The 18,331-nt window shown below is 70.3% G+C and carries 11 protein-coding genes, 1 pseudogene and 1 riboswitch; of the genes and pseudogenes, 8 read left to right on the top strand and 4 right to left on the bottom strand.

Going from position 1 to position 18,331, the window contains the following annotated elements; genetic code table 11:
- Window positions 1–22: 22 nt before the first annotated feature.
- Window positions 23–1,198, bottom strand: coding sequence for an amidohydrolase family protein (locus tag ACRX5W_RS21145; RefSeq protein WP_436789784.1), 1,176 nt, complete (start codon window positions 1,196–1,198; stop codon window positions 23–25).
- Between the two features lie 132 nt (window positions 1,199–1,330).
- Between ACRX5W_RS21145 and ACRX5W_RS21140 the strand changes: the two genes are divergently transcribed.
- From ACRX5W_RS21140 to ACRX5W_RS21125, 4 genes and pseudogenes are all read left to right on the top strand, one after another.
- On the top strand, window positions 1,331–2,056 hold the full coding sequence (locus tag ACRX5W_RS21140; RefSeq protein WP_436789783.1) for a GntR family transcriptional regulator: 726 nt from the start codon (window positions 1,331–1,333) through the stop codon (window positions 2,054–2,056).
- A 247-nt stretch (window positions 2,057–2,303) separates the two neighbouring features.
- A pseudogene (locus tag ACRX5W_RS21135) lies at window positions 2,304–2,891 on the top strand (YdcF family protein); the annotation flags it as partial.
- Window positions 2,892–3,095: 204 nt separating this feature from the next.
- Window positions 3,096–3,716, top strand: coding sequence for a TetR/AcrR family transcriptional regulator (locus ACRX5W_RS21130; RefSeq protein ID WP_436789782.1), 621 nt, complete (start codon window positions 3,096–3,098; stop codon window positions 3,714–3,716).
- 213 nt (window positions 3,717–3,929) lie between these two features.
- Entirely contained in the window at window positions 3,930–6,200 is a 2,271-nt protein-coding gene (locus ACRX5W_RS21125; RefSeq protein WP_436789781.1) for a glycoside hydrolase family 3 C-terminal domain-containing protein, read from the top strand.
- A 199-nt stretch (window positions 6,201–6,399) separates the two neighbouring features.
- Here ACRX5W_RS21125 and ACRX5W_RS21120 read toward each other — a convergent pair whose 3' ends face one another.
- Window positions 6,400–7,491, bottom strand: a complete 1,092-nt coding sequence (locus tag ACRX5W_RS21120) for a mandelate racemase/muconate lactonizing enzyme family protein (protein WP_436789780.1) — start codon at window positions 7,489–7,491, stop codon at window positions 6,400–6,402.
- Window positions 7,492–7,543: 52 nt separating this feature from the next.
- Window positions 7,544–9,148, bottom strand: a complete 1,605-nt coding sequence (gene aceB, locus ACRX5W_RS21115; protein WP_436789779.1) for a malate synthase A — start codon at window positions 9,146–9,148, stop codon at window positions 7,544–7,546.
- A 259-nt stretch (window positions 9,149–9,407) separates the two neighbouring features.
- On the opposite strand from aceB, the gene ACRX5W_RS21110 reads away from it, so the two are divergent.
- Together ACRX5W_RS21110 and ACRX5W_RS21105 are read left to right on the top strand one after the other, a co-directional pair.
- Complete coding sequence (locus ACRX5W_RS21110; protein ID WP_436789778.1) at window positions 9,408–10,181, top strand: IclR family transcriptional regulator; 774 nt, start codon at window positions 9,408–9,410, stop codon at window positions 10,179–10,181.
- Between the two features lie 251 nt (window positions 10,182–10,432).
- Window positions 10,433–13,123: a SpoIIE family protein phosphatase gene (locus ACRX5W_RS21105; protein WP_436789777.1), complete on the top strand. Its 2,691-nt coding sequence runs from the start codon at window positions 10,433–10,435 to the stop codon at window positions 13,121–13,123.
- A gap of 139 nt (window positions 13,124–13,262) precedes the next feature.
- Here the strand turns inward: ACRX5W_RS21105 and ACRX5W_RS21100 are convergent, their stop codons facing one another.
- The gene (locus ACRX5W_RS21100) at window positions 13,263–14,144 is read right to left on the bottom strand and encodes an SDR family NAD(P)-dependent oxidoreductase (protein WP_436789776.1); all 882 of its coding nucleotides are present in this window, start codon (window positions 14,142–14,144) and stop codon (window positions 13,263–13,265) included.
- Window positions 14,145–14,601: 457 nt separating this feature from the next.
- A riboswitch (cobalamin riboswitch) is annotated at window positions 14,602–14,801 on the top strand.
- A 57-nt stretch (window positions 14,802–14,858) separates the two neighbouring features.
- On the opposite strand from ACRX5W_RS21100, the gene ACRX5W_RS21095 reads away from it, so the two are divergent.
- Entirely contained in the window at window positions 14,859–17,234 is a 2,376-nt protein-coding gene (locus ACRX5W_RS21095) for a ribonucleoside-diphosphate reductase subunit alpha (protein ID WP_436789775.1), read from the top strand.
- A gap of 50 nt (window positions 17,235–17,284) precedes the next feature.
- Window positions 17,285–18,262 (top strand): ribonucleotide-diphosphate reductase subunit beta, encoded by a 978-nt coding sequence (locus tag ACRX5W_RS21090; protein WP_436789835.1) that lies wholly within the window; start codon window positions 17,285–17,287, stop codon window positions 18,260–18,262.
- The last annotated feature ends 69 nt before the right edge of the window (window positions 18,263–18,331 follow it).

Below are 18,331 nucleotides of genomic sequence, written 5' to 3'. Positions count from 1 at the left end.
CACCCGGCCCGCTTCGGTGTCGTCAGATCCGGTAGAGCTTGGCCGCGTTGGCTCCCATGACCCTGCGCTGTGTCTCGGGACGGAGCGTGGCGATGGTGTCGCCGACGATGTCCAGCGGGTTCGGGTGCAGGCACGTGGGGTGCGGGAAGTCGGTCTCGAACATCACGTTGTCCTCGCCGACCTGGTCGATGAGGTGTTGCAGGTCGCCGCGGCCGGTCTCGAACCAGAAGGTCGCGTACCAGTTGTCGCGGAAGTACTCCGAGGGCAGTTTGCCGAGCTTGGCCGCGTGCGCGGGCGCGTTCTCCTCCAGCTCGTAGTCCATCGCCTCCAACATGAACGGCACCCACCCGATTCCGCTCTCGACGGAGACCATCTTCAGGTCGGGGTGGCGGTCGAACATGCCGGAGTACGCGCTGTTGAGCAACACCCGGGAGTTGTTCTGGAACAGTGACGCGCCGCCGATCGCCGGCTTGACGTAGTCGTCCTGGCTGGGCCAGTACGTGGTGCCGAAGTACGACAACGACGTCTGGCTGGCCCCGATGTGGAAGTGCACCGGCAGGCCGAGCCCCGCACAGACCTCCCAGAACGGGTCCCAGTCGCGGTGCCCCAGATCGGGTGAGCCGGAGTCCTGCGGGTCGGCGGTCATGTTCACCCCGCGGTAGCCCATCGCGGCACAGCGCTCGGCCTCGCGGACACAGGCCTGGATGTCCCACGCCGGCATGATCGGCATGGGCAGCAGGCGGTTCCCCGACTCGGCCTGCACCTCCGCCATCGCGTCGTTGTACAGCTCGACACACAGCCGCAGCAGCACCGGGTCCTTCACCGAGTTCCGCAGGTTCTGCCCCCCGATGCCGATGGCGTTCGGATACAGCACCTGCGTGTGGATCCCGATCTCGTCCATCAGGCGCAGCCGTTCCACCGGGTTCCACGCCGCCGGGTGCACGTCGTGGATGGTCCACGACCCGCCCTGGGATGCACGGAACGCGTGCTTCTTCCCCTGGTGGTCGACGGTGCCCCCCGACCCCGCCTTCCCGAACGTCTTCCCGTCGATCACCCACATGTCCACGCCGTCGATCCGCTCGACGTGCGGGACCCTGTCCTCGAACCCCCGGGGCGCCCGCTCGGTGAACAGGTCATGACGTTCCGTCATATGAGCATCGGCGTCGACCACGCGCAGTCCTTCAGCCAACTCGACCACCGGAAGCCTCCTTGTGTCCGCCCCAAGCGCGCCGCCCCGGCGCGTTGGTAAGTGTACGCTCACTTATGAGGGCTGGCAATTTTTTATTTTTCATTGCGAGGCCCGAGGCGCTGCCGCGATGATGCCGGGGTGATGACGAAAGCCGGACCGCAGCGGATGAAGGCGAGCGCTGTGGTCGTCGAGTACGTGCAGCGGGAGATCTTCGACGGGCGTCTGCGCTGCGGTGACCGGATCCACGTCGAACGCCTCACCGCGGCACTCGACGTCAGCCCGACCCCGGTCCGAGAAGCCCTTGTTCTCCTCGAACGGGACGGCCTCGTCACGGCGCAGGTCCACCGGGCGACATTCGTCCAGCACTTCGACGCGCGCACACTCCGCGCGGACTTCCACGTCCTGGGCCTCCTCGGAGGGGTGGCCGCCGCCCGCGTCGCGATGGACCGCGACCCGGAGGTTCTCGGCCGGCTCGAAAGCCTTCTCGACGAACTCGCGGGCAGCAGCGACTCGGTCACGCATCGCAGGGACGTGGCGAACGAGATCCTGCGCACGCAACACCGAGCCGGTGCGACACCCCGGCTCCTGGCGGAGCTGCACGGCTACGCCGGCTTCCTCGGATGGGCGGCGGACGAGAGCGAACGCCGAACCCACGACCAGATCGTCGAGGGCCACAGGCGCGTCATCGAGGCGATCTTTGCCGGTGACTCCCGCCGAGCCTCACAGGCACGACTCGCCGAAACCAAGGCCGCCGCGAAACAGGTGATCGACGAGCTGACCCGCCGAGGCGTACTCCGCACCGACGGCACCAACGCGGCGGACAGCCGGGCGCACCCCCGGCCGACCGTACGGGACCCCGTCCTGTGAGACACGGCGGCAAGCACGGCAGGCCACCACCGCGACCCGCGGATACGGCGACGGCCTGACAGGCGCCCGATCGCAAGCCGGCGGGCGGGCCGAGGGCTTCCTCCCCGCCCCCGGACAACCGTGTGCCCCGCACCGCGACGCGATCGAGGCCCTCCGCAAGACGGCGCGCCTCACCGGATACAGACCTCGGGCTCCGCAGCGGTTGGGGACTTCGCCCTCCGGCACCGAGCCGGTCTACAGTCGCCGCATGCGACGGAGAACGGGAGTGGCGTTGGCCGGGGCGGCAGTGCTCGCCTGGGGTGAGTGGTTGAACTGGCGCTGGTCCCGAACTCTCGTGGGGAATCGCGCGGGTGCTGTCGAGGCCGTGGTTGTGCTGGGTTACCGGAACCCTCAGACGACGGCGAACTTCGTCAACCGCGGGCGAGTCCGTGCCGGGCTTCGCTCCGTCACCGCCGACCGTGCGCACGCGACTCGCCTGATCTTCAGCGGCGGTGCGGTGGGCAGTGATGTTGCGGAGGCCCGGCTGATGGCGGACTACGCGAAGACAGTACTCAAGTTCGACGGCACGGTTCTCCTCGAAGACCGGAGCAGGACGACATGGGAGAACATCGCGAATACGATCCCGCTGCTTGAGGACGTCGATCGCATCAAGATCGTCTCGCAGCCGGCTCACGCACTCAAGGCCCGCGCGTACCTGCGGCGACAGCGCCCTGATCTCGCCGAGAGGCTTGTGCGTGCGGACGACTACCGCCCTGGCCGGTGGACGGTCGCCAAGCCGCTGCTGGCCCTGTACGGACTGCGGACACTCCGCAGTCTCAGGGCCGACGAACGGCGGGCCCGACTGCCGGGCACGTCGGCATGGCCGCCGACGTCACACGGACACATGCGCGCATCGTCCCCAGCAGGGCGCGCATCGACGGATCCTCGATCCGCTCCCTCGGCCCCATAAGAGAAGCCTGTTTTCGAAAACTTGCTTTCCGTTGGCACCATGCCTACCGTGTGCCGCGCAACCTCCGCTTCGCCGACGGGAGCCATCTCCATGGACGCCGCCCCTTCAGCGGTCAACCGACGGGGGCGCCTGACTCCCGCACGCGAGCGCGAACTGCTGCAAGCAGCGCTCGACTTGGTGGCGGAGGTCGGCTACGAGCGGTTCACGATGGCCGAGTTGGCGAAGCGTACGCAGAGCAGCACGGCAACTCTCTACCGGCAGTGGGAGAGCAAGCCGAAAATGGTCATCACCGCGTTGAAGATCCGCAACGAAGAACAAGGGGCCACCCTGGACTTCGACACCGGATCCCTGCGCGGCGATCTCCTGCGTCTGGTCGCCGGCGTCTTCGGCGAGCCCAGTTCGTCGAAGCCCATGATGAGCATCTGGCACGCGGTCGGCAGCGACAAGGAACTCACGCGCCTGTTGCGGGAGATCCTGGTGGTTCCGGGGCTGAGGACCCTGCACCGCATCCTGCAACGCGGAGTGGAACGGGGAGAGGTCACGAATATCGCCGCCGTGGAACTGGCAGACCGTGTGCTGTTCGGTCCGCTGATGATCCAGGAGCTGATTTCGGACGAGGAGCCTTCCCGCGCGCTCACCGAGTCCGTCATCGACCACGTGCTGCTGCCCGCCCTCACCGCCCCCGTCGGCGCAGCGGACGCCTCTTCCTGACACGGGGCAAGTGCGTCATACTCCCACGTCGCCGGGGTCGCGCGGTGGTGAGGTTGGTCACGCGTGGCTTCTCACGGCGTTGCGACTCGAATATATTGTCTTCCGGAAGACTAATACGCATTAGCCCCGACGTCCGGGATCTCGCCGGGGTTCGCGTCCGCTCTGGGGACGCGCATCGGCGGCGCTTCGCGGTCTGACTCGAAGGAGTGAGCTGTGCAGGAGAAGACGGGTGCCGGGGCTGTTGCATCGGCCTTGACGCTGGAGGAGAAGGCGTCCCTGCTCTGCGGACAAGGGGCGTGGAAGACCGTCGGCGTCGAGCGCCTCGGGGTGCCGTCCATCGTCCTGACGGACGGGCCGCATGGTGTGCGCCTCCAGGACCCGAATGCCGGGGGCTCTGCCTTCGACATCAACGCGAGCCTGCCTGCCACCTGCTTCCCCACCGCGGCGGCGCTGGGCTCGTCGTGGGACGTCGACCTGCTGGCCCGGATCGGGGAGGCGCTGGGTGCGGAGAGCCGCGCCGCAGGTGTGTCCGTGCTCCTCGGCCCGGGGGTCAACATCAAACGGTCGCCGCTGTGCGGCCGCAACTTCGAGTACCTGTCCGAGGATCCGCTGCTCGGCGGCCACCTCGGCGCGGCCCTGGTACGTGGGGTGCAAAGCACCGGCGTCGGCACGTCGGTGAAGCACTTCGCCGCGAACAACCAGGAGACCGAGCGCATGCGCATCAGCGCCGAGGTCGACGAGCGCACACTCCGCGAGATCTACCTGGCCGCGTTCGAGCACATCGTCACCACCGCGAAGCCGCGGACGGTGATGGCGGCGTACAACAAGATCAACGGAGTCCACGCCGCGCAGAACCCGTGGCTGCTCACCCAGGTCCTGCGTGACCAGTGGGGTTTCGACGGCCTGGTGGTGTCGGACTGGGGAGCCGTGCTCGACCCCGTGTCCGCCGTCGCGGCGGGCCTCGACCTGGAGATGCCGTCGACGAACGGATTCAGCGCACAGCGACTCGTCCAGGCGGTCGGCGACGGGCGGTTGGACGAGGCGGCGATCGATCGCGCGGTTGTGCGCCTGCTCGAACTGATCGAGTGGACGGCAGCGGGCAGGGAACCGGCGGCGGCTCCCGACCTGGACGTGCACCACGCGCTGGCGCGGCAGGCCGCCGCGGAATCCGCGGTGCTGCTGAAGAACGACGACGCGATCCTGCCGCTCGACCCCGACGCGGATGCGGCCGTGGCCGTGATCGGCGAGTTCGCCCGCACCCCGAGATACCAGGGCGCCGGAAGCTCACGCGTCACCCCCACACGGCTCGACAACGCCCTGGACGCGTTGCGGGACGCCGCGGGCGAGAAGCTGCGGTTGTCGTTCTCCCCCGGATTCCTCCTCTCCGGCGACGAAGAGCCGCAGCTTGTGTCCGAGGCGGTGGCCGCGGCCGAGGCGGCCGATGTCGCGGTGCTGTTCCTTGGGCTGCCCGAGGGCGTTGAGTCCGAAGGCCACGACCGCGACGACATAGACCTGCCCGCGGTCCAGGTGAGGTTGCTGGAAGCCGTGGCCCGGGTCAACCGCAACGTGGTGGTCGTGCTGGCCAACGGCGGCGTGGTCGAGGTCGCCGGTTGGCACAGGCACGCGCGGGCGGTCCTCGAAGGGTGGCTGGGCGGGCAGGCGGGCGGCAGCGCGATCGCGGATCTGCTCTTCGGCCGGGTCAATCCGTCGGGGCGGCTCGCCGAGACGATACCGCTGCGGCTCGCGGACAACCCGTCGTACCTCAATTTCCCCGGCGGCGAGGGGACTGTGACGTACGGCGAGCGCGTGTACGTCGGCTACCGCTACTACGACACGGTGGACGCGCCGGTCGCGTACCCCTTCGGGCACGGCCTGTCGTACACCTCGTTCGCCTACTCCGACCTGGACATCCGGGTCGACGGCTCCGGTGACGACGTGGTCGTGCGGGTGCGGTTCACCCTCACCAACTCCGGCCCGGTCGCGGGCAAGGAGGTGGCGCAGGTGTATGTCGGCGACACCGCGTCGTCGGTGGACCGCCCCGCACGGGAACTCAAGGCGTTCACCAAAGTCGCGCTGGCCGCCGGCGAATCGGCGCAGGTCGAACTGGCCTTGTATGCACGCGACTTCTCGTACTTCAGCACGACCCACGACGGGTGGGTGTTGGAGCCCGGCGAGTTTGTGATCCACGTCGGCGCGTCCTCGCGCGACCTGCGCCTGTCCGCGCCGGTGACGGTCCACGCCCCCGAGCCGGTCGCGCCCCTCACCGACGAGTCGACGGTCGCGCAGTGGCTCGCCGACCCGGCAGGGGGTCCCGCACTGCGGGCGTCGCTGGACCGCATCCCGGGATCGGGACTCGGCGACCCGGCGATCCTGCGCATGGTCGAATCGCTGCCGCTGACCCGGCTCGCGGCCCTGAGCGGCGGACACGTCGACATCGACGACATCCGCCGGCAGCTCGCCCAGGCCTCCGCGCAGGAACTCTGACACACGGCAACTCCCCGGGGCCGCAGCCGCTTTCGCGGTCACGGCCCCGGCGGTCCCGTGGCGCGGAAAGCCCGAGGAGCATCGCGGCATCCTTGCGCCATGACCGGATCCGGCGGTCCACCAAGGCCGACGACACCGTGACGGTTCTCGCACAAAGGCACGCCACCTGTCCGCTGATCGGTCCGCGTCGGACGCGTGTCTACTCGGTGACGCGTCGGCGGGCGTCGGACAGGAAGCCGTCGGAGACCTGCACACCCCAGCCCGGCTCCTCGGTCAACTCCACGTGTCCGTCGACCACTTCGGGGACCGGGCCGTAGAGGTCCCGTGCCCAGTCGTTGTCCTCGATGGTCCACTCCTGGTACTGGGAGATGCTCGGCATGGCCGCGGCGAGGTGCAGCGTGAAGATCTGGAGGAGGGACCGGTTACTACAGTGGGGTGTGCACGGAATGCCGGCGGCCTCGGCCATGTACGCCACTTTCCGGGCCCTTGAGATGCCGCCGATGTAGCCGATGTCGGGCTGGATGATGTCGACGCTGCGTCCGGTGATGATGCGCTGGAACTGTTCGAGCGAGTTGTCCTGCTCGCCGCCGGCGACCGCGATGTCGAGCGCTGCCGCCACTTGGGCGGTGTTCTCGATCTCCGGGTAGGGACAGGGCTCCTCGAAGTGCAGGAAGCCGTGGTCCTCCAGCCGTCGCCCCACGGCGATCGCGCGGGCGACGGAGTACCCGCCGTTCGCGTCGGCGTGCAGCCCGATGTCGGGGCCCAGTGCCGTACGCACCTTCTCGATCAGTTCCTCGGTCCGGCCCGGCCACGCGTCGGCGTCGCGGCCCATGGGTGTGCCGACGCGGATCTTGAAGCACCGGAACCCGTGCGAGTCCGCCAGCCTGACCATGCGGTCGGCTTCGTCCTGCGGGCTGATCGTCCTGCTCATGCTGGAGCCGTAGACGGGAATGCCGCGGCGGACCTGCCCACCGAGGAGCCGGTACACCGGCTGCCCGGTGGCCTTGCCCAGAAGGTCCCACAAGGCCGACTCCAGGCCGCTGAGGGCTCGGAACAACACGGTGCCCAGCAGCTTGTAGCGCTCGCGGAGGAACCGGTCGACCAGAGCCTCCAGATCCCAGGGGTCCTTGCCGAGGAACCACCGCGCCACCACCGTGTGCAGCATCTCGACGCTCAGATGAGCGAGATAGGGGGAGGTCTGGCCGATGCCCTCCAGGCCGTCGTCGGTGCGCACCCTCACCACGGCCAGGTGGTGGTCCCGTTGGAAGCTCTCGACACTGACGATCTTCATGGTCCTCCGTAGGTTGCCGCCGGCCCGCGAGGGCCGGGTGCGGCTGGTCGGTCTAGTCGAGCAGGGCGTAGCCGGGGAGGGTGAGGAAGTCGGCGAAGTCGTCGGCGAGTGCGAGGACGAGGAACAGGTCGCGGGCCTCGGTCCAGCGGCCCGCCTCGAAGGCTGTGTCGCCCAACTCCTGGTGCAGCCCGGCGAGTTCCTCGTCGACCAGGCGGCGGACCAGGTCGGCGGTGACTTTCTCACCCGTGTCCGCGAGCACGACGCCGTTGGCCCGCCACTGCCAGACCTGTGAACGGGAGATCTCGGCCGTCGCCACGTCCTCCATGAGACCGAACACACCCACCGCCCCCTGCCCGCGCAGCCACGCCTCCAGGTACCGCAGGCCGACGGCGACCGCGTTGTGCAGGCCCGCCGAGGTGGTGCGGCCGTCGGCCGAGGCGACGTCGAGGAGTTGGTCCGCGGTGACCTCGACTTCGTCGCGCAGCCGGTCGAGTTGAGCCTCCTTGGCACCGAGGACGGCGTCGAACGCGTCGCGGCAGACCGGCACCAGGTCGGGGTGCGCGACCCAGGAGCCGTCGAAGCCGTCGCCCGCCTCGCGGTCCTTGTCGTCGCGGACCTTGGCCAGGGCGGCGGCGTTGGCTGCGGGGTCGCGGCGGGAGGGAATGACCGCGGACATGCCGCCGATCGCGTACGCGCCGCGCCGGTGGCAGGTTTTGACGAGCAGTTCGGTGTATGCGCGCATGAACGGCGCGGTCATGGTGACCGAGTTGCGGTCGGGCAGGACGAACCGGGCGCCCGCGTCCCGGAAGTTCTTCACGATGGAGAACAGGTAGTCCCAGCGCCCGGCGTTGAGCCCCGAGGCGTGGTCGCGCAGTTCGTACAGGATCTCGTCCATCTCGAACGCCGCGGTGATGGTCTCGATGAGCACCGTCGCGCGGATGCTGCCGTGCGGGATGCCGAGCGCCTCCTGAGCGTGGACGAACACGTCGTTCCACAGGCGTGCTTCGAGGTGGCTTTCGAGCTTGGGCAGGTAGAAGTAGGGGCCGGAGCCGCGCGCGAGCAGGCGGGCCGCGTTGTGGAAGAAGTACATGCCGAAGTCGAACAGCGCTCCGGCGACCGGGGTCCCGTCGACGAGCACGTGGCGTTCTTCGAGGTGCCATCCGCGCGGGCGCATGACGACGGTGGCGAGTTCGTCGTCGGGCCCCAGGGTGTACGCCTTGCCGTCGTCGGTGGTGAAGTCCACGCGCCGCTCGTACGCGTCGATCAGGTTGAGCTGGTGGGCGACGACGTTGTGCCAGGTCGGCGCGGAGGCGTCCTCGAAGTCCGCGAGCCACACCTTCGCCCCGGAGTTGAGGGCGTTGATGGTCATCTTGCGGTCCGCGGGCCCGGTGATCTCGACACGCCGGTCGCGCAGTTTGGCCGGGGCCGGGGCGACGGTCCAGTCGGCCTCGCGGATCCCGCGCGTCTCGGGAAGGAAGTCCAGGCGTCCGGTGCGGGCGATCTCGGCACGCCGTTCCCTGCGCTTGGCGAGCAGTTCGGTGCGTCGGCCCTCGAAGCGGCGGTGCAGGTCGGCGACGAAGTCCAGCGCCTCGGGGGTCAGGACCTCGTCACCGCGCGGCACAGCGCCGCCGGTCACGGTGACAACCGGTGCAGTCATGCTCGTCTCCTCGTCTGCCGATTCATCGCAAGGCGGGTGCCGCGCGCGGCTTCGGGCACCGCACGCCGCGGCGGCTGCTCGACACGGCTCCGGGGGCGCCCGGTCGCCAAGCACGAATGCCATGGAACGATCAGGCCCGGCGCAGGTCCGCAGCGTCGCAGTACTTTCGCATGGTGGAAAATAGTCTCTGGATTGTGGAATTTCAAGGCCGAGTGGCACGCGGACGGCTCGGCCGCGCCGACGGCATGGAGGAGACCTGATGGCCGAGCGGGCAACCGGCGGGGTGCAGTCCCTGGAGCGCGCCTTCGACCTACTCGAAGTCATCGCCGACGCGGGCGGCGTACTGGGGCTGAGCGACCTGGCGTCCCGCTCGGGGCTGCCCATGCCGACGATCCACCGCCTCGTGCGGACCCTGGTGCGCACGGGCTACCTGCGGCAGGACTCTTCGCGGCGGTACGCCCTGGGCCCGCGCCTGATCCGGCTGGGCGAGAGCGCGGGCCGACTGCTCGGCTCGTGGGCTCGCCCCTACCTCGCGGAGCTGATGGAGTCGACCGGCGAGACGGCGAACCTCGCGGTGCTGGAGTCGGGCGAGGTCGTGTATGTCGGGCAGGTGCCGTCCCGCCACTCGATGCGCATGTTCACCGAGGTCGGCCGCCGCGTGCAGCCGCACTGCACGGCGGTCGGCAAGGTGCTGCTCGCACAACTGCCCGACGACCAGGCCGCCCGCGCGCTCGGCCCGGGCCCGCTGACCGCGCACACCGCGTTCACGGTCACCGACCCGGCCGAGTTGTTGCGCCAGTTCGCCGCGATCCGGCAACAGGGCTACGCGATCGACGATCAGGAGCAGGAGCTCGGGGTCCGGTGCATCGCCGTCGCCGTTCCCGGCGCGCCCACCGCGACCGCGATGTCCGTCTCCGGCCCCGAGGGCCGCCTGCGCTCCACCGACGAGGCGAAACTCGTCGCCGGCGCCAAGGAGATCGCCGCCCGCCTCGGCGAAGCCCTCCGCGCCGGCCCGGACCCCGAGGACGGGTGACCCGACCCGGCCCACCCGTGCCGCCCGCACCGCGTCCAGGTCGTCGGTTTCGAGCTCGTAGGCGGTCACATACGACTCACCGGGCGGCCCGTCAGGGCTGCAAATGATAGAAAAACGTGATGAGCAGGACCAAAGGCCCATACCAGCCATGGGTGTCCGGACGCCGGGTCCGGTCGGAGCACCCATCGGGCCCGGCCGCCGCGCCGGACGCCACGAAGAGCCGTCGGTTTCCTCGGTTCAATGTCCGCAGCGTGGCCGGCCAAGTGCTCCTGCTGGAGCTGGCGATCGTGGTGCTGCTCGTCGTCGTCGCGGTGGTGGCGCTGGTGCTTCAGGCCCGCCGTGACGGCTTGCGCGATGCGCGGCACCGCACGACGGCCGCGGCGGAGGCCTTCGCGAAGGCGCCCGGCTTCGTACAGGCCTTGGACAGCCCGGACCCGGGGCCCGTGATCCAGCCGAGTCTGACAGCCGCACGCGAGGCTTCGGGCGTCGACCAAATGGTGGTCGTCGATCTCGGAGGAGCGGCCTACTCCTCAAGCGTGGGCGATCGGCCCTTGCCGTCGGGGACCCCCGACCCCCGGGCCGAGGAGTTCATCAGGACGGGCAGCACGTCCACGATCACCTATCCCACGTCCGAAGGCCGGGCGGTACTCACATCGGTGCCCGTGCGGGATCCCGGCGGCCGACCGGTGGGGCTGGTGGCGGCCGCGGTGACGGTGGAGCGGGCCCGGGATTCGGCCGATCGACAACTGCCGGTGGTGCTGGGGAGCGCCGCCGCGGCCCTGGTGCTGGCCGGGGGCGGTACGACATTGGTGACGCGTCGGCTCCGGCGCCAGACACGCGGTCTGGAGCCGGCCGAGATGACACGGATGTACGAGCACCACGACGCGGTGCTGCACGCGGTACGGGAAGGGGTGCTGATCGTCGGGGGCGACGGCAGGCTGGTGCTGGCCAACGACGAGGCCCGGCGCCTGCTGGACCTGCCGCCGAACGCGGAGGGCCGGCCCGTCGGCAAGCTGGGCCTCGGGGAGGGCCTGGCAGAGCTGTTGGCGTCGGAGCAGCCCGCGACCGACGAGGTGCACGCGAGCGGCGAGCGTCTCCTTGCGGTGAACAAACGGCTGACCCGGCCGCCCGGCGGTCCCGCGGGGAGTGTGGTGACCCTGCGGGACTCCACCGAACTCGAAGAGCTGGCCGGGCGCGCGGAGAGCACGCGCCGGCGGTTGCGGCTGTTGTACGAAGCGGGGGTGCGCGTCGGAACGACGCTCGACGTCGCGCGCACCACCCGGGAACTCGCCGAAGCCGCTGTACCCGCGTTCGCGGACCACGTGACCGTCGACCTGCTCGACCAGGTGCTGCGCGGGGACGAACCCCCTGCGCGGGTTACCCACATGCGCCGCCTGGCTTCCCTGGGCGCGCACCAGGACGCGCTGTATCCGGTGGACCACCGGATCACCGTCGACCCCTCGTCCCCCGTGACTCAGGCCATGTCCGGCGGCAACGCCGCGCTGGTGTCCGATCTCGCCGCGGCCCCGGATTGGCGGGCGCAGGCTCCCGGGCACGTCGGGCGACTCCTGGAGCAGGGCCTGCACTCCTTGATCGCCGTGCCGCTGCGGGCGCGCGGGGTCGTCCTCGGCCTCGCGTGCTTCTGGCGGGGACGCACCGCGGACGCGTTCGACGAGGAGGACGCGGCGTTCGCCGAAGAGCTCAGCGCCCGGGCCGCCGTGAGTGTCGACAACGCCCGCCGCTACACGCGCGAACACGCCATGGCCGTCACGCTCCAGCGCAGCCTGCTGCCGCGCGGACTGCCCGAGCAGGAGGCGCTTGACGTGGCCTCCCGCTACCTGCCCGCCGAATCCGGCGTCGGCGGCGACTGGTTCGACGTCATCCCCCTGTCCGGTGCCCGCGTTGCCCTGGTCGTCGGCGACGTGGTCGGCCACGGCCTGCACGCCGCCGCCACCATGGGCCGGCTGCGCACCGCCGTGCGCAACTTCTCGGCACTCGACCTCGCACCCGACGAACTCCTCGGCCACTTGGACGACTTGGTCACCCGTACCGACCAGGACATCGCCGACGCGGACGGCGTCGACTCGGAGGACACCGGCCGGATGACCGGCGCGACCTGCCTGTACGCGATCTACGACCCCACCGCGGGAACCCTCACCGCGGCCCGGGCGGGACATCCGGGCCCCCTGCTGATCCTCCCCGACGGACGCGTCACCGCACCCGACGTCCCCGTGACCCCTCCCCTGGGCGTCGGCGCCGGCGTGCCGGTCGAGACCGCCGAATTGAACCTGCCCGAGGATACCCGGCTCGTGCTGTTCACCGACGGGCTGGTCGAGGACCGGAGCCGCGACGTCGACACCGGCCTCGGACTCCTGCGCGGCGCGTTGGAACAGGCCGGATCAGGCGCCGCCCCCGAGGAGATCTGCGCGCAGGTCATCCGCGCCCTCGTCCCGGACAAGCCCACCGACGACGTCGCGCTCCTGGTCGCGCGCACACGTCGGATCGCCGCCGATCACGTCGCCGCCTGGGACGTGCCCGCCGACCCGGCCGCGGTCGCGCCCGTCCGGGCCGCCTGCACACGGCAGTTGCGCGACTGGGGGCTTGAGGACGTCGGCTTCGCCACCGAACTGATCCTCAGCGAGCTCGTCACCAACGCCGTCCGCTACGGCAGCGCTCCGATCCGGGTCCGGCTCCTGCGGGACCAGACCCTGATCTGCGAGGTCTCCGACGCGAGCAGCACCTCACCCCACCTACGGCGTGCCACCGCCACCGACGAGGGAGGACGCGGCCTGCTGCTGGTCGCCCGGTACTCCGATCGCTGGGGAACCCGCTACACCCCTCGCGGCAAGATCATCTGGGCCGAGCAGGCCGTCCACGGTCCCCCCGCGGGGGCCGGCGGGGTGGACGCGGACGCGCTCCTCGACCAGTGGGACGACCTCTGACCGCGAGGGCGCGGCGCGGTGAGGCGGCACGCGCGCGGCGGATCAGCGGGGTGCGGCGAGTCGGGCCAGCAGGGTCTCGCTGCCCGCCCACGGCCGGGCGGCGGCGGCATCGTCGTCGGGGGCGGCGGGGTCAGCGGGGTCAGCGGGGTGCGGCGAGTCGGGCCAACAGGGTCTCGCTTTCCGCCCACAGCCGGGCGGCGGCATCGTCGTCGCGGGCGGCGTCGGAAGGGATTTCCTCCGCCTTCCGGTGGAAGTAGCGTCCGCCGCCGCGGCCCGGCTCGTCGTCGGTGGCCAGCCAGATCAGCGTTTCGGCGGGTTCGTCCGGCGACACGGTGTCGGCGGCGGCCATGTGGGCCTGCATCGCGGCGTCCCCGTGCGCCGCGAAGTTGCTGGCGACGACGCCGGGGTGCATGGCCTGGGCGGTGATCCCGTCAGGAGTGACGCGACGGGCGAGTTCACGAGTGAAGAGGATGTTGGCGAGTTTCGCCCTGCCGTACGCGGCGGCCGTGCGAAAGGCGCCGAGGCTCTGGAGATCCGCCCAGTCCAGCCCGTCGCTGATGCGGTGGGCGCTGGACGACACCGCGATCACGCGCACCGATCCGGGGGGCAGGCCCGCGGCGGCGGACCGGAGGAGCGGCAGCAGCTCGCGGGTCAGCAGGAAGGGCGCCAAGTGGTTCGCGGCGAACGTCGCTTCGGTGCCTTCCGGGGTGACCAGCTTCCGGTCGCGCACGCCACCGGCGTTGTTGATCAGGACGTCGACGCGGTCCGTACGCGCGGCGATCTCGTCGGCGACGCGCCCGACTTCGCGCATCAAGGTGAAGTCACCGCGCAGCATGGTGAATTCGCCACCGTTGCGGGCTGCCGCCGCGATCTCCGTCTCGGCCTCGGCGCAGCGCCGGGGGTCGCGCCCCACGCCGATCACGCACCAGCCCAGCTCCGCGAGTTGCCGCGCGGTCGCCCTGCCGATCCCCGAGCTGGCTCCGGTGACCACTGCGACGCGCCGGTTCGCCTCGATTGCCACGCCCGTGTCTCCTTGCTGTCCATCGCGCCACCGTCCGCCGTGACGCTCCCTGTCTTCGAGCCGTCTGTCGGCACCTCCACGGCGACGAAATGATACACGCAAGTCGCCATTTCTCCCGGGCAGTGTCCCCTGCCCCGCCCACCTCACCCGCACCTCATCGCCCGACGACGCTCCGGGGCGGCAACACCGGGCGATCCGCCCCGGCCGCGCGACAGGCTGTGCACGCGGATGGTCGCGGCCGGGCGGCAGCGCCGCTTCGCCACGACGGGCGCTGCGTTCGCGCCATCCGGCGGGAGTCGTCCGCGGCCCTCCGCCGTCGGCGAAGGCGAAGGGCTCGGGCACGGCGTCGGCCGTGGAGACACAAGTACTTGGGGTGCAATACGCGAGCCACCCCAACATGTATGCTCACTCGCGTAGCTGGTTCGGCCGTTCCCGAGGGAACGGCCGTCGAGAAGCCGTCTGTTCGGGCCCATCCGTGGCCGGGGCGGCGGCTTCGAAGAGGGAACCCGGTGTGAAGCCGGGACTGCCCCCGCAGCGGTGAGCGGGAACGACCGCCGTCATGAGCACTGGAACCGTCCGGTTCCGGGAAGCGACGGTCAGTAGGGACAAGGTGCGGCGCCCGCGAGTCCGAAGACCTGCCGGCTGCCTGCGTGTCGGACACGTCCGTCCGGCGCGCGGTGGTCACCGCAGTACGAGCTCGCGAGGAGAGAGCCTGTGACCGTCCTGGACGGCGTGCACACGCCTGCCCGTTTCCGTTCCGACGCCAACGTGCACGAGGCCGGCGCCGATCCCCGATTGGACCGGATCGTCGCCGAACTCGCCCTGATCGCCGAAGACTTGCCGGACGCCGACACCCGGCTCGTGGCCGAGCGGACGGCTGCCGGGCTGCCCCCCGGTGCCACCGATCACGCGGTCACCGAGCTGCTGGTGCACACGGCGGCGGATCTGATCGCCGAGGATCCCGCGTACTCCAAGCTCGCGGCGCGGTTGCTGGCGCGGCGGATCGGTGACGAGGTACGCGCCCAAGGCATCGCCTCGTTCTCGTCCGCCGTGGCGGCCGGGCACCGCGAGGGCCTGATCGGAGACGAGACGGCGGCGTTCACGGCCGCGCACGCCGAGGTGCTCGACGCGGCGGTGGATCCCCAAGGGGACCGCCGTTTCGAGTACTTCGGACTGCGGACGGTCGCCGACCGCTACCTGCTGCGGCACCCGCGCACCCGGGCGGTGACCGAGACGCCGCAGTACTTCCTGCTGCGCGTGGCGTGCGGGCTCGCGCAGACCGTGGAGGAGGCGGTCGGCTTCTACCGGCTCATGTCGTCGCTGGCGTACCTGCCGAGCTCGCCGACCCTGTTCAACTCCGGGACGCGGCACACGCAGATGTCGTCGTGCTACCTGCTCGACTCCCCGCGCGACGAACTGGACTCGATTTACGAGGTGTACGGGCGCATCGCCCGCCTGTCGAAGTTCGCCGGCGGCATCGGCGTCTCGTGGTCGCGGGTACGCTCGCGCGGCGCGCTGATCCGGGGCACGAACGGCCACTCCAACGGCATCGTGCCCTGGCTGCGGACGCTGGACGCGTCGGTGGCGGCGGTCAACCAGGGCGGGCGGCGCAAGGGCGCGGCCTGCGTCTACCTGGAGACGTGGCACCCGGACATCCTGGAATTCCTCGAACTGCGGGACAACACCGGCGAAGACGCGCGGCGCACGCACAATCTGAACCTGGCGAACTGGATCCCCGACCTGTTCATGCGTCGGGTCGAAGAGGACGCGGTCTGGTCGCTGTTCGACCCCGACGAGGTCCCGGAACTGCCGGACCTGTGGGGCGAGGAGTTCGACCGCGCCTACACCGACGCCGAGGCGGCGGGCCGGTTCGTACGACAGCTTCCGGCGCGCGACCTGTACGCGCGCATGATGCGCACACTCGCACAGACCGGGAACGGCTGGATGGCGTTCAAGGACGCCGCGAACCGCACGTGCAACCAGGCCGCCGAGCCTGGCAACGTCGTCCACCTGTCGAACCTGTGCACCGAAATCCTGGAGGTCACCTCCGACGAGGAGACCGCGGTGTGCAACCTGGGGTCGGTCAACCTCGCCGCGCACCTGGCCGACGACGGTTCGGGCGTCGACCGCGAGCGGTTGCGGGAGACAGTGCGCACGGCGGTGACGTTCCTCGACCGGGTGGTGGACATCAACTACTACCCGACCGAGCAGGCCGCGCGGTCGAACCCGCGGTGGCGGCCGGTGGGCCTGGGCGTGATGGGCCTTCAGGACGTGTTCTTCGCGCTGCGGCTGCCGTTCGACTCCGCGCGGGCACGGGATCTGTCCGCGGACCTGGCGGAGGAGATCTACCTGACGGCGTTGGAGACTTCGTGCGATCTGGCGGCCGAGGCCGGCCCGCATCCGGGCTTCGCGGCCACGCACGCCGCCCGGGGCCGGCTCCAGCCGGACCTGTGGCCGGGGGTGGCGCCCCGTCAGCACGACCGTTGGTCGTCGCTGCGCGGCCGGATCGCCGAACACGGCTTGCGCAACTCCCTGTTGGTCGCGATCGCACCGACCGCGACGATCGCCTCCATCGCCGGCTGCCACGAATGCGTCGAGCCGCAGGTCTCAAACCTGTTCAAGCGCGAGACGCTCTCCGGTGAGTTCCTTCAGATCAACGCCTACCTGGTACGGGAGCTCAAGGCACGCGGACTGTGGACCGCCGACGTCCGCGAACGCATCCGCCGGGCCGAGGGATCGGTCCAGGACATCACTGAACTTCCCCAAGAAGTAAGGGCGTTGTACCGAACCGCATGGGAACTCCCGCAGCGGGCGCTCATCGACGCTGCGGCGGCGCGGGCTCCGTACATCGACCAGTCGCAGTCGCTCAACCTGTTCATGGCCGACCCGACGATCGGGAAGCTGTCGTCGATGTACCGGCACGCGTGGCGGTCGGGCCTGAAGACGACGTACTACCTGCGCTCGCGGCCGGCGACGCGCATCGCGCAGGCCACCGTGGCCACCCACCTGGCCACCCAGGCACCTGTCGCCGCGGAAGACGCGGTCGCCTGTTCGCTGGAGAACCCCGAGTCGTGCGAGGCCTGCCAGTGACCACCCACCCCACGGCGACCGCGACCCGGACGAACCTGCTGGACCCGGGTATGAGCCTCACTCTGCGGCCGATGCGCTACCCCGCGTTCTACGAGCGCTACCGCGCGGCGATCCGCAACACGTGGACCGTCGAGGAAGTCGACCTCGCGTCCGACCTGCCCGACCTCGCGCGGCTCGCCCCGCCCGAACGGCATTTGGTGCAACGGCTCGTGGCGTTCTTCGCGACCGGCGACACGATCGTCGCGAACAACCTCGTGCTGAACCTCTATCGGCACATCAACGCGCCCGAGGCGCGGCTGTACCTGTCACGGCAGTTGTACGAGGAGGCAGTGCACGTCCAGTTCTACCTGACACTGCTGGACACCTACCTGCCCGACGAAGCCGAGCGGGAAAAGGCGTTCGCGGCGGTCGAGCACATTCCGTCGATCCGGCGCAAGGCCGAGTTCTGCTTCCGTTGGATCGACTCGGCCACGGCGCTGGAACGGCTGGAGACGCGCGAGGACCAGCGCGTGTTCCTGCTCAACCTCATCTGCTTCGCCGCGTGTGTGGAAGGCCTTTTCTTCTACGGGGCGTTCGCGTACGTGTACTTCCTGCGCTCACGCGGTGTCCTGGGCGGCCTGGCGTCGGGAACGAACTGGGTGTTCCGCGACGAGTCGGCGCACATGGAGTTCGCCTTCGATGTCGTGGACACCGTCCGGGCCGAGTCACCGGACCTGTTCGACGATGAACTCGCCGACGACGTAAGGCGCATGCTCGCCGAGGCAGTCGACGCCGAGGCCGCGTTCGCCGAAGACCTCCTCGGCGGCGGCGTACCCGGCCTGACGACCGCGGACATGCGCACCTACCTGGAGCACGTCGCCGACCGACGACTGACCCGGCTCGGCCTGGACCCCCTTTACGGCAGCGGCAACCCCTTCCCGTTCATGGCCCTGCAGGACGTCCAGGAGCTCGCGAACTTCTTCGAACGGAAAGTGTCCGCCTACCAGGTCGGCGTGACCGGCACGGTGACCTTCGACGAGGAGTTCTGAGGAAGCCTGCGCGAGGACGGGTGCCACCGGGCGGCCTTCAGGACGTCCGGTGGCACCCGTCCTCGTCGG

The sequence above is a fragment of the Yinghuangia sp. YIM S10712 genome, assembly GCF_051388935.1.
In the GTDB taxonomy this organism is placed as follows: Bacteria; Actinomycetota; Actinomycetes; order Streptomycetales; family Streptomycetaceae; genus Yinghuangia.
This window is presented reverse-complemented; position numbering and strand designations above follow the sequence as displayed.

What these genes read in the sequence shown, in the direction of transcription:
- ACRX5W_RS21140 (WP_436789783.1), top strand. Translation starts at nt 1,331, where the DNA reads ATGACGAAAGCCGGACCGCAGCGGATGAAGGCGAGCGCTGTGGTCGTC.
- ACRX5W_RS21130 (WP_436789782.1), top strand. Translation starts at nt 3,096, where the DNA reads ATGGACGCCGCCCCTTCAGCGGTCAACCGACGGGGGCGCCTGACTCCC.
- ACRX5W_RS21120 (WP_436789780.1), bottom strand. Translation starts at nt 7,491, where the DNA reads ATGAAGATCGTCAGTGTCGAGAGCTTCCAACGGGACCACCACCTGGCC.
- aceB (WP_436789779.1), bottom strand. Translation starts at nt 9,148, where the DNA reads ATGACTGCACCGGTTGTCACCGTGACCGGCGGCGCTGTGCCGCGCGGT.
- ACRX5W_RS21110 (WP_436789778.1), top strand. Translation starts at nt 9,408, where the DNA reads ATGGCCGAGCGGGCAACCGGCGGGGTGCAGTCCCTGGAGCGCGCCTTC.
- ACRX5W_RS21090 (WP_436789835.1), top strand. Translation starts at nt 17,285, where the DNA reads ATGAGCCTCACTCTGCGGCCGATGCGCTACCCCGCGTTCTACGAGCGC.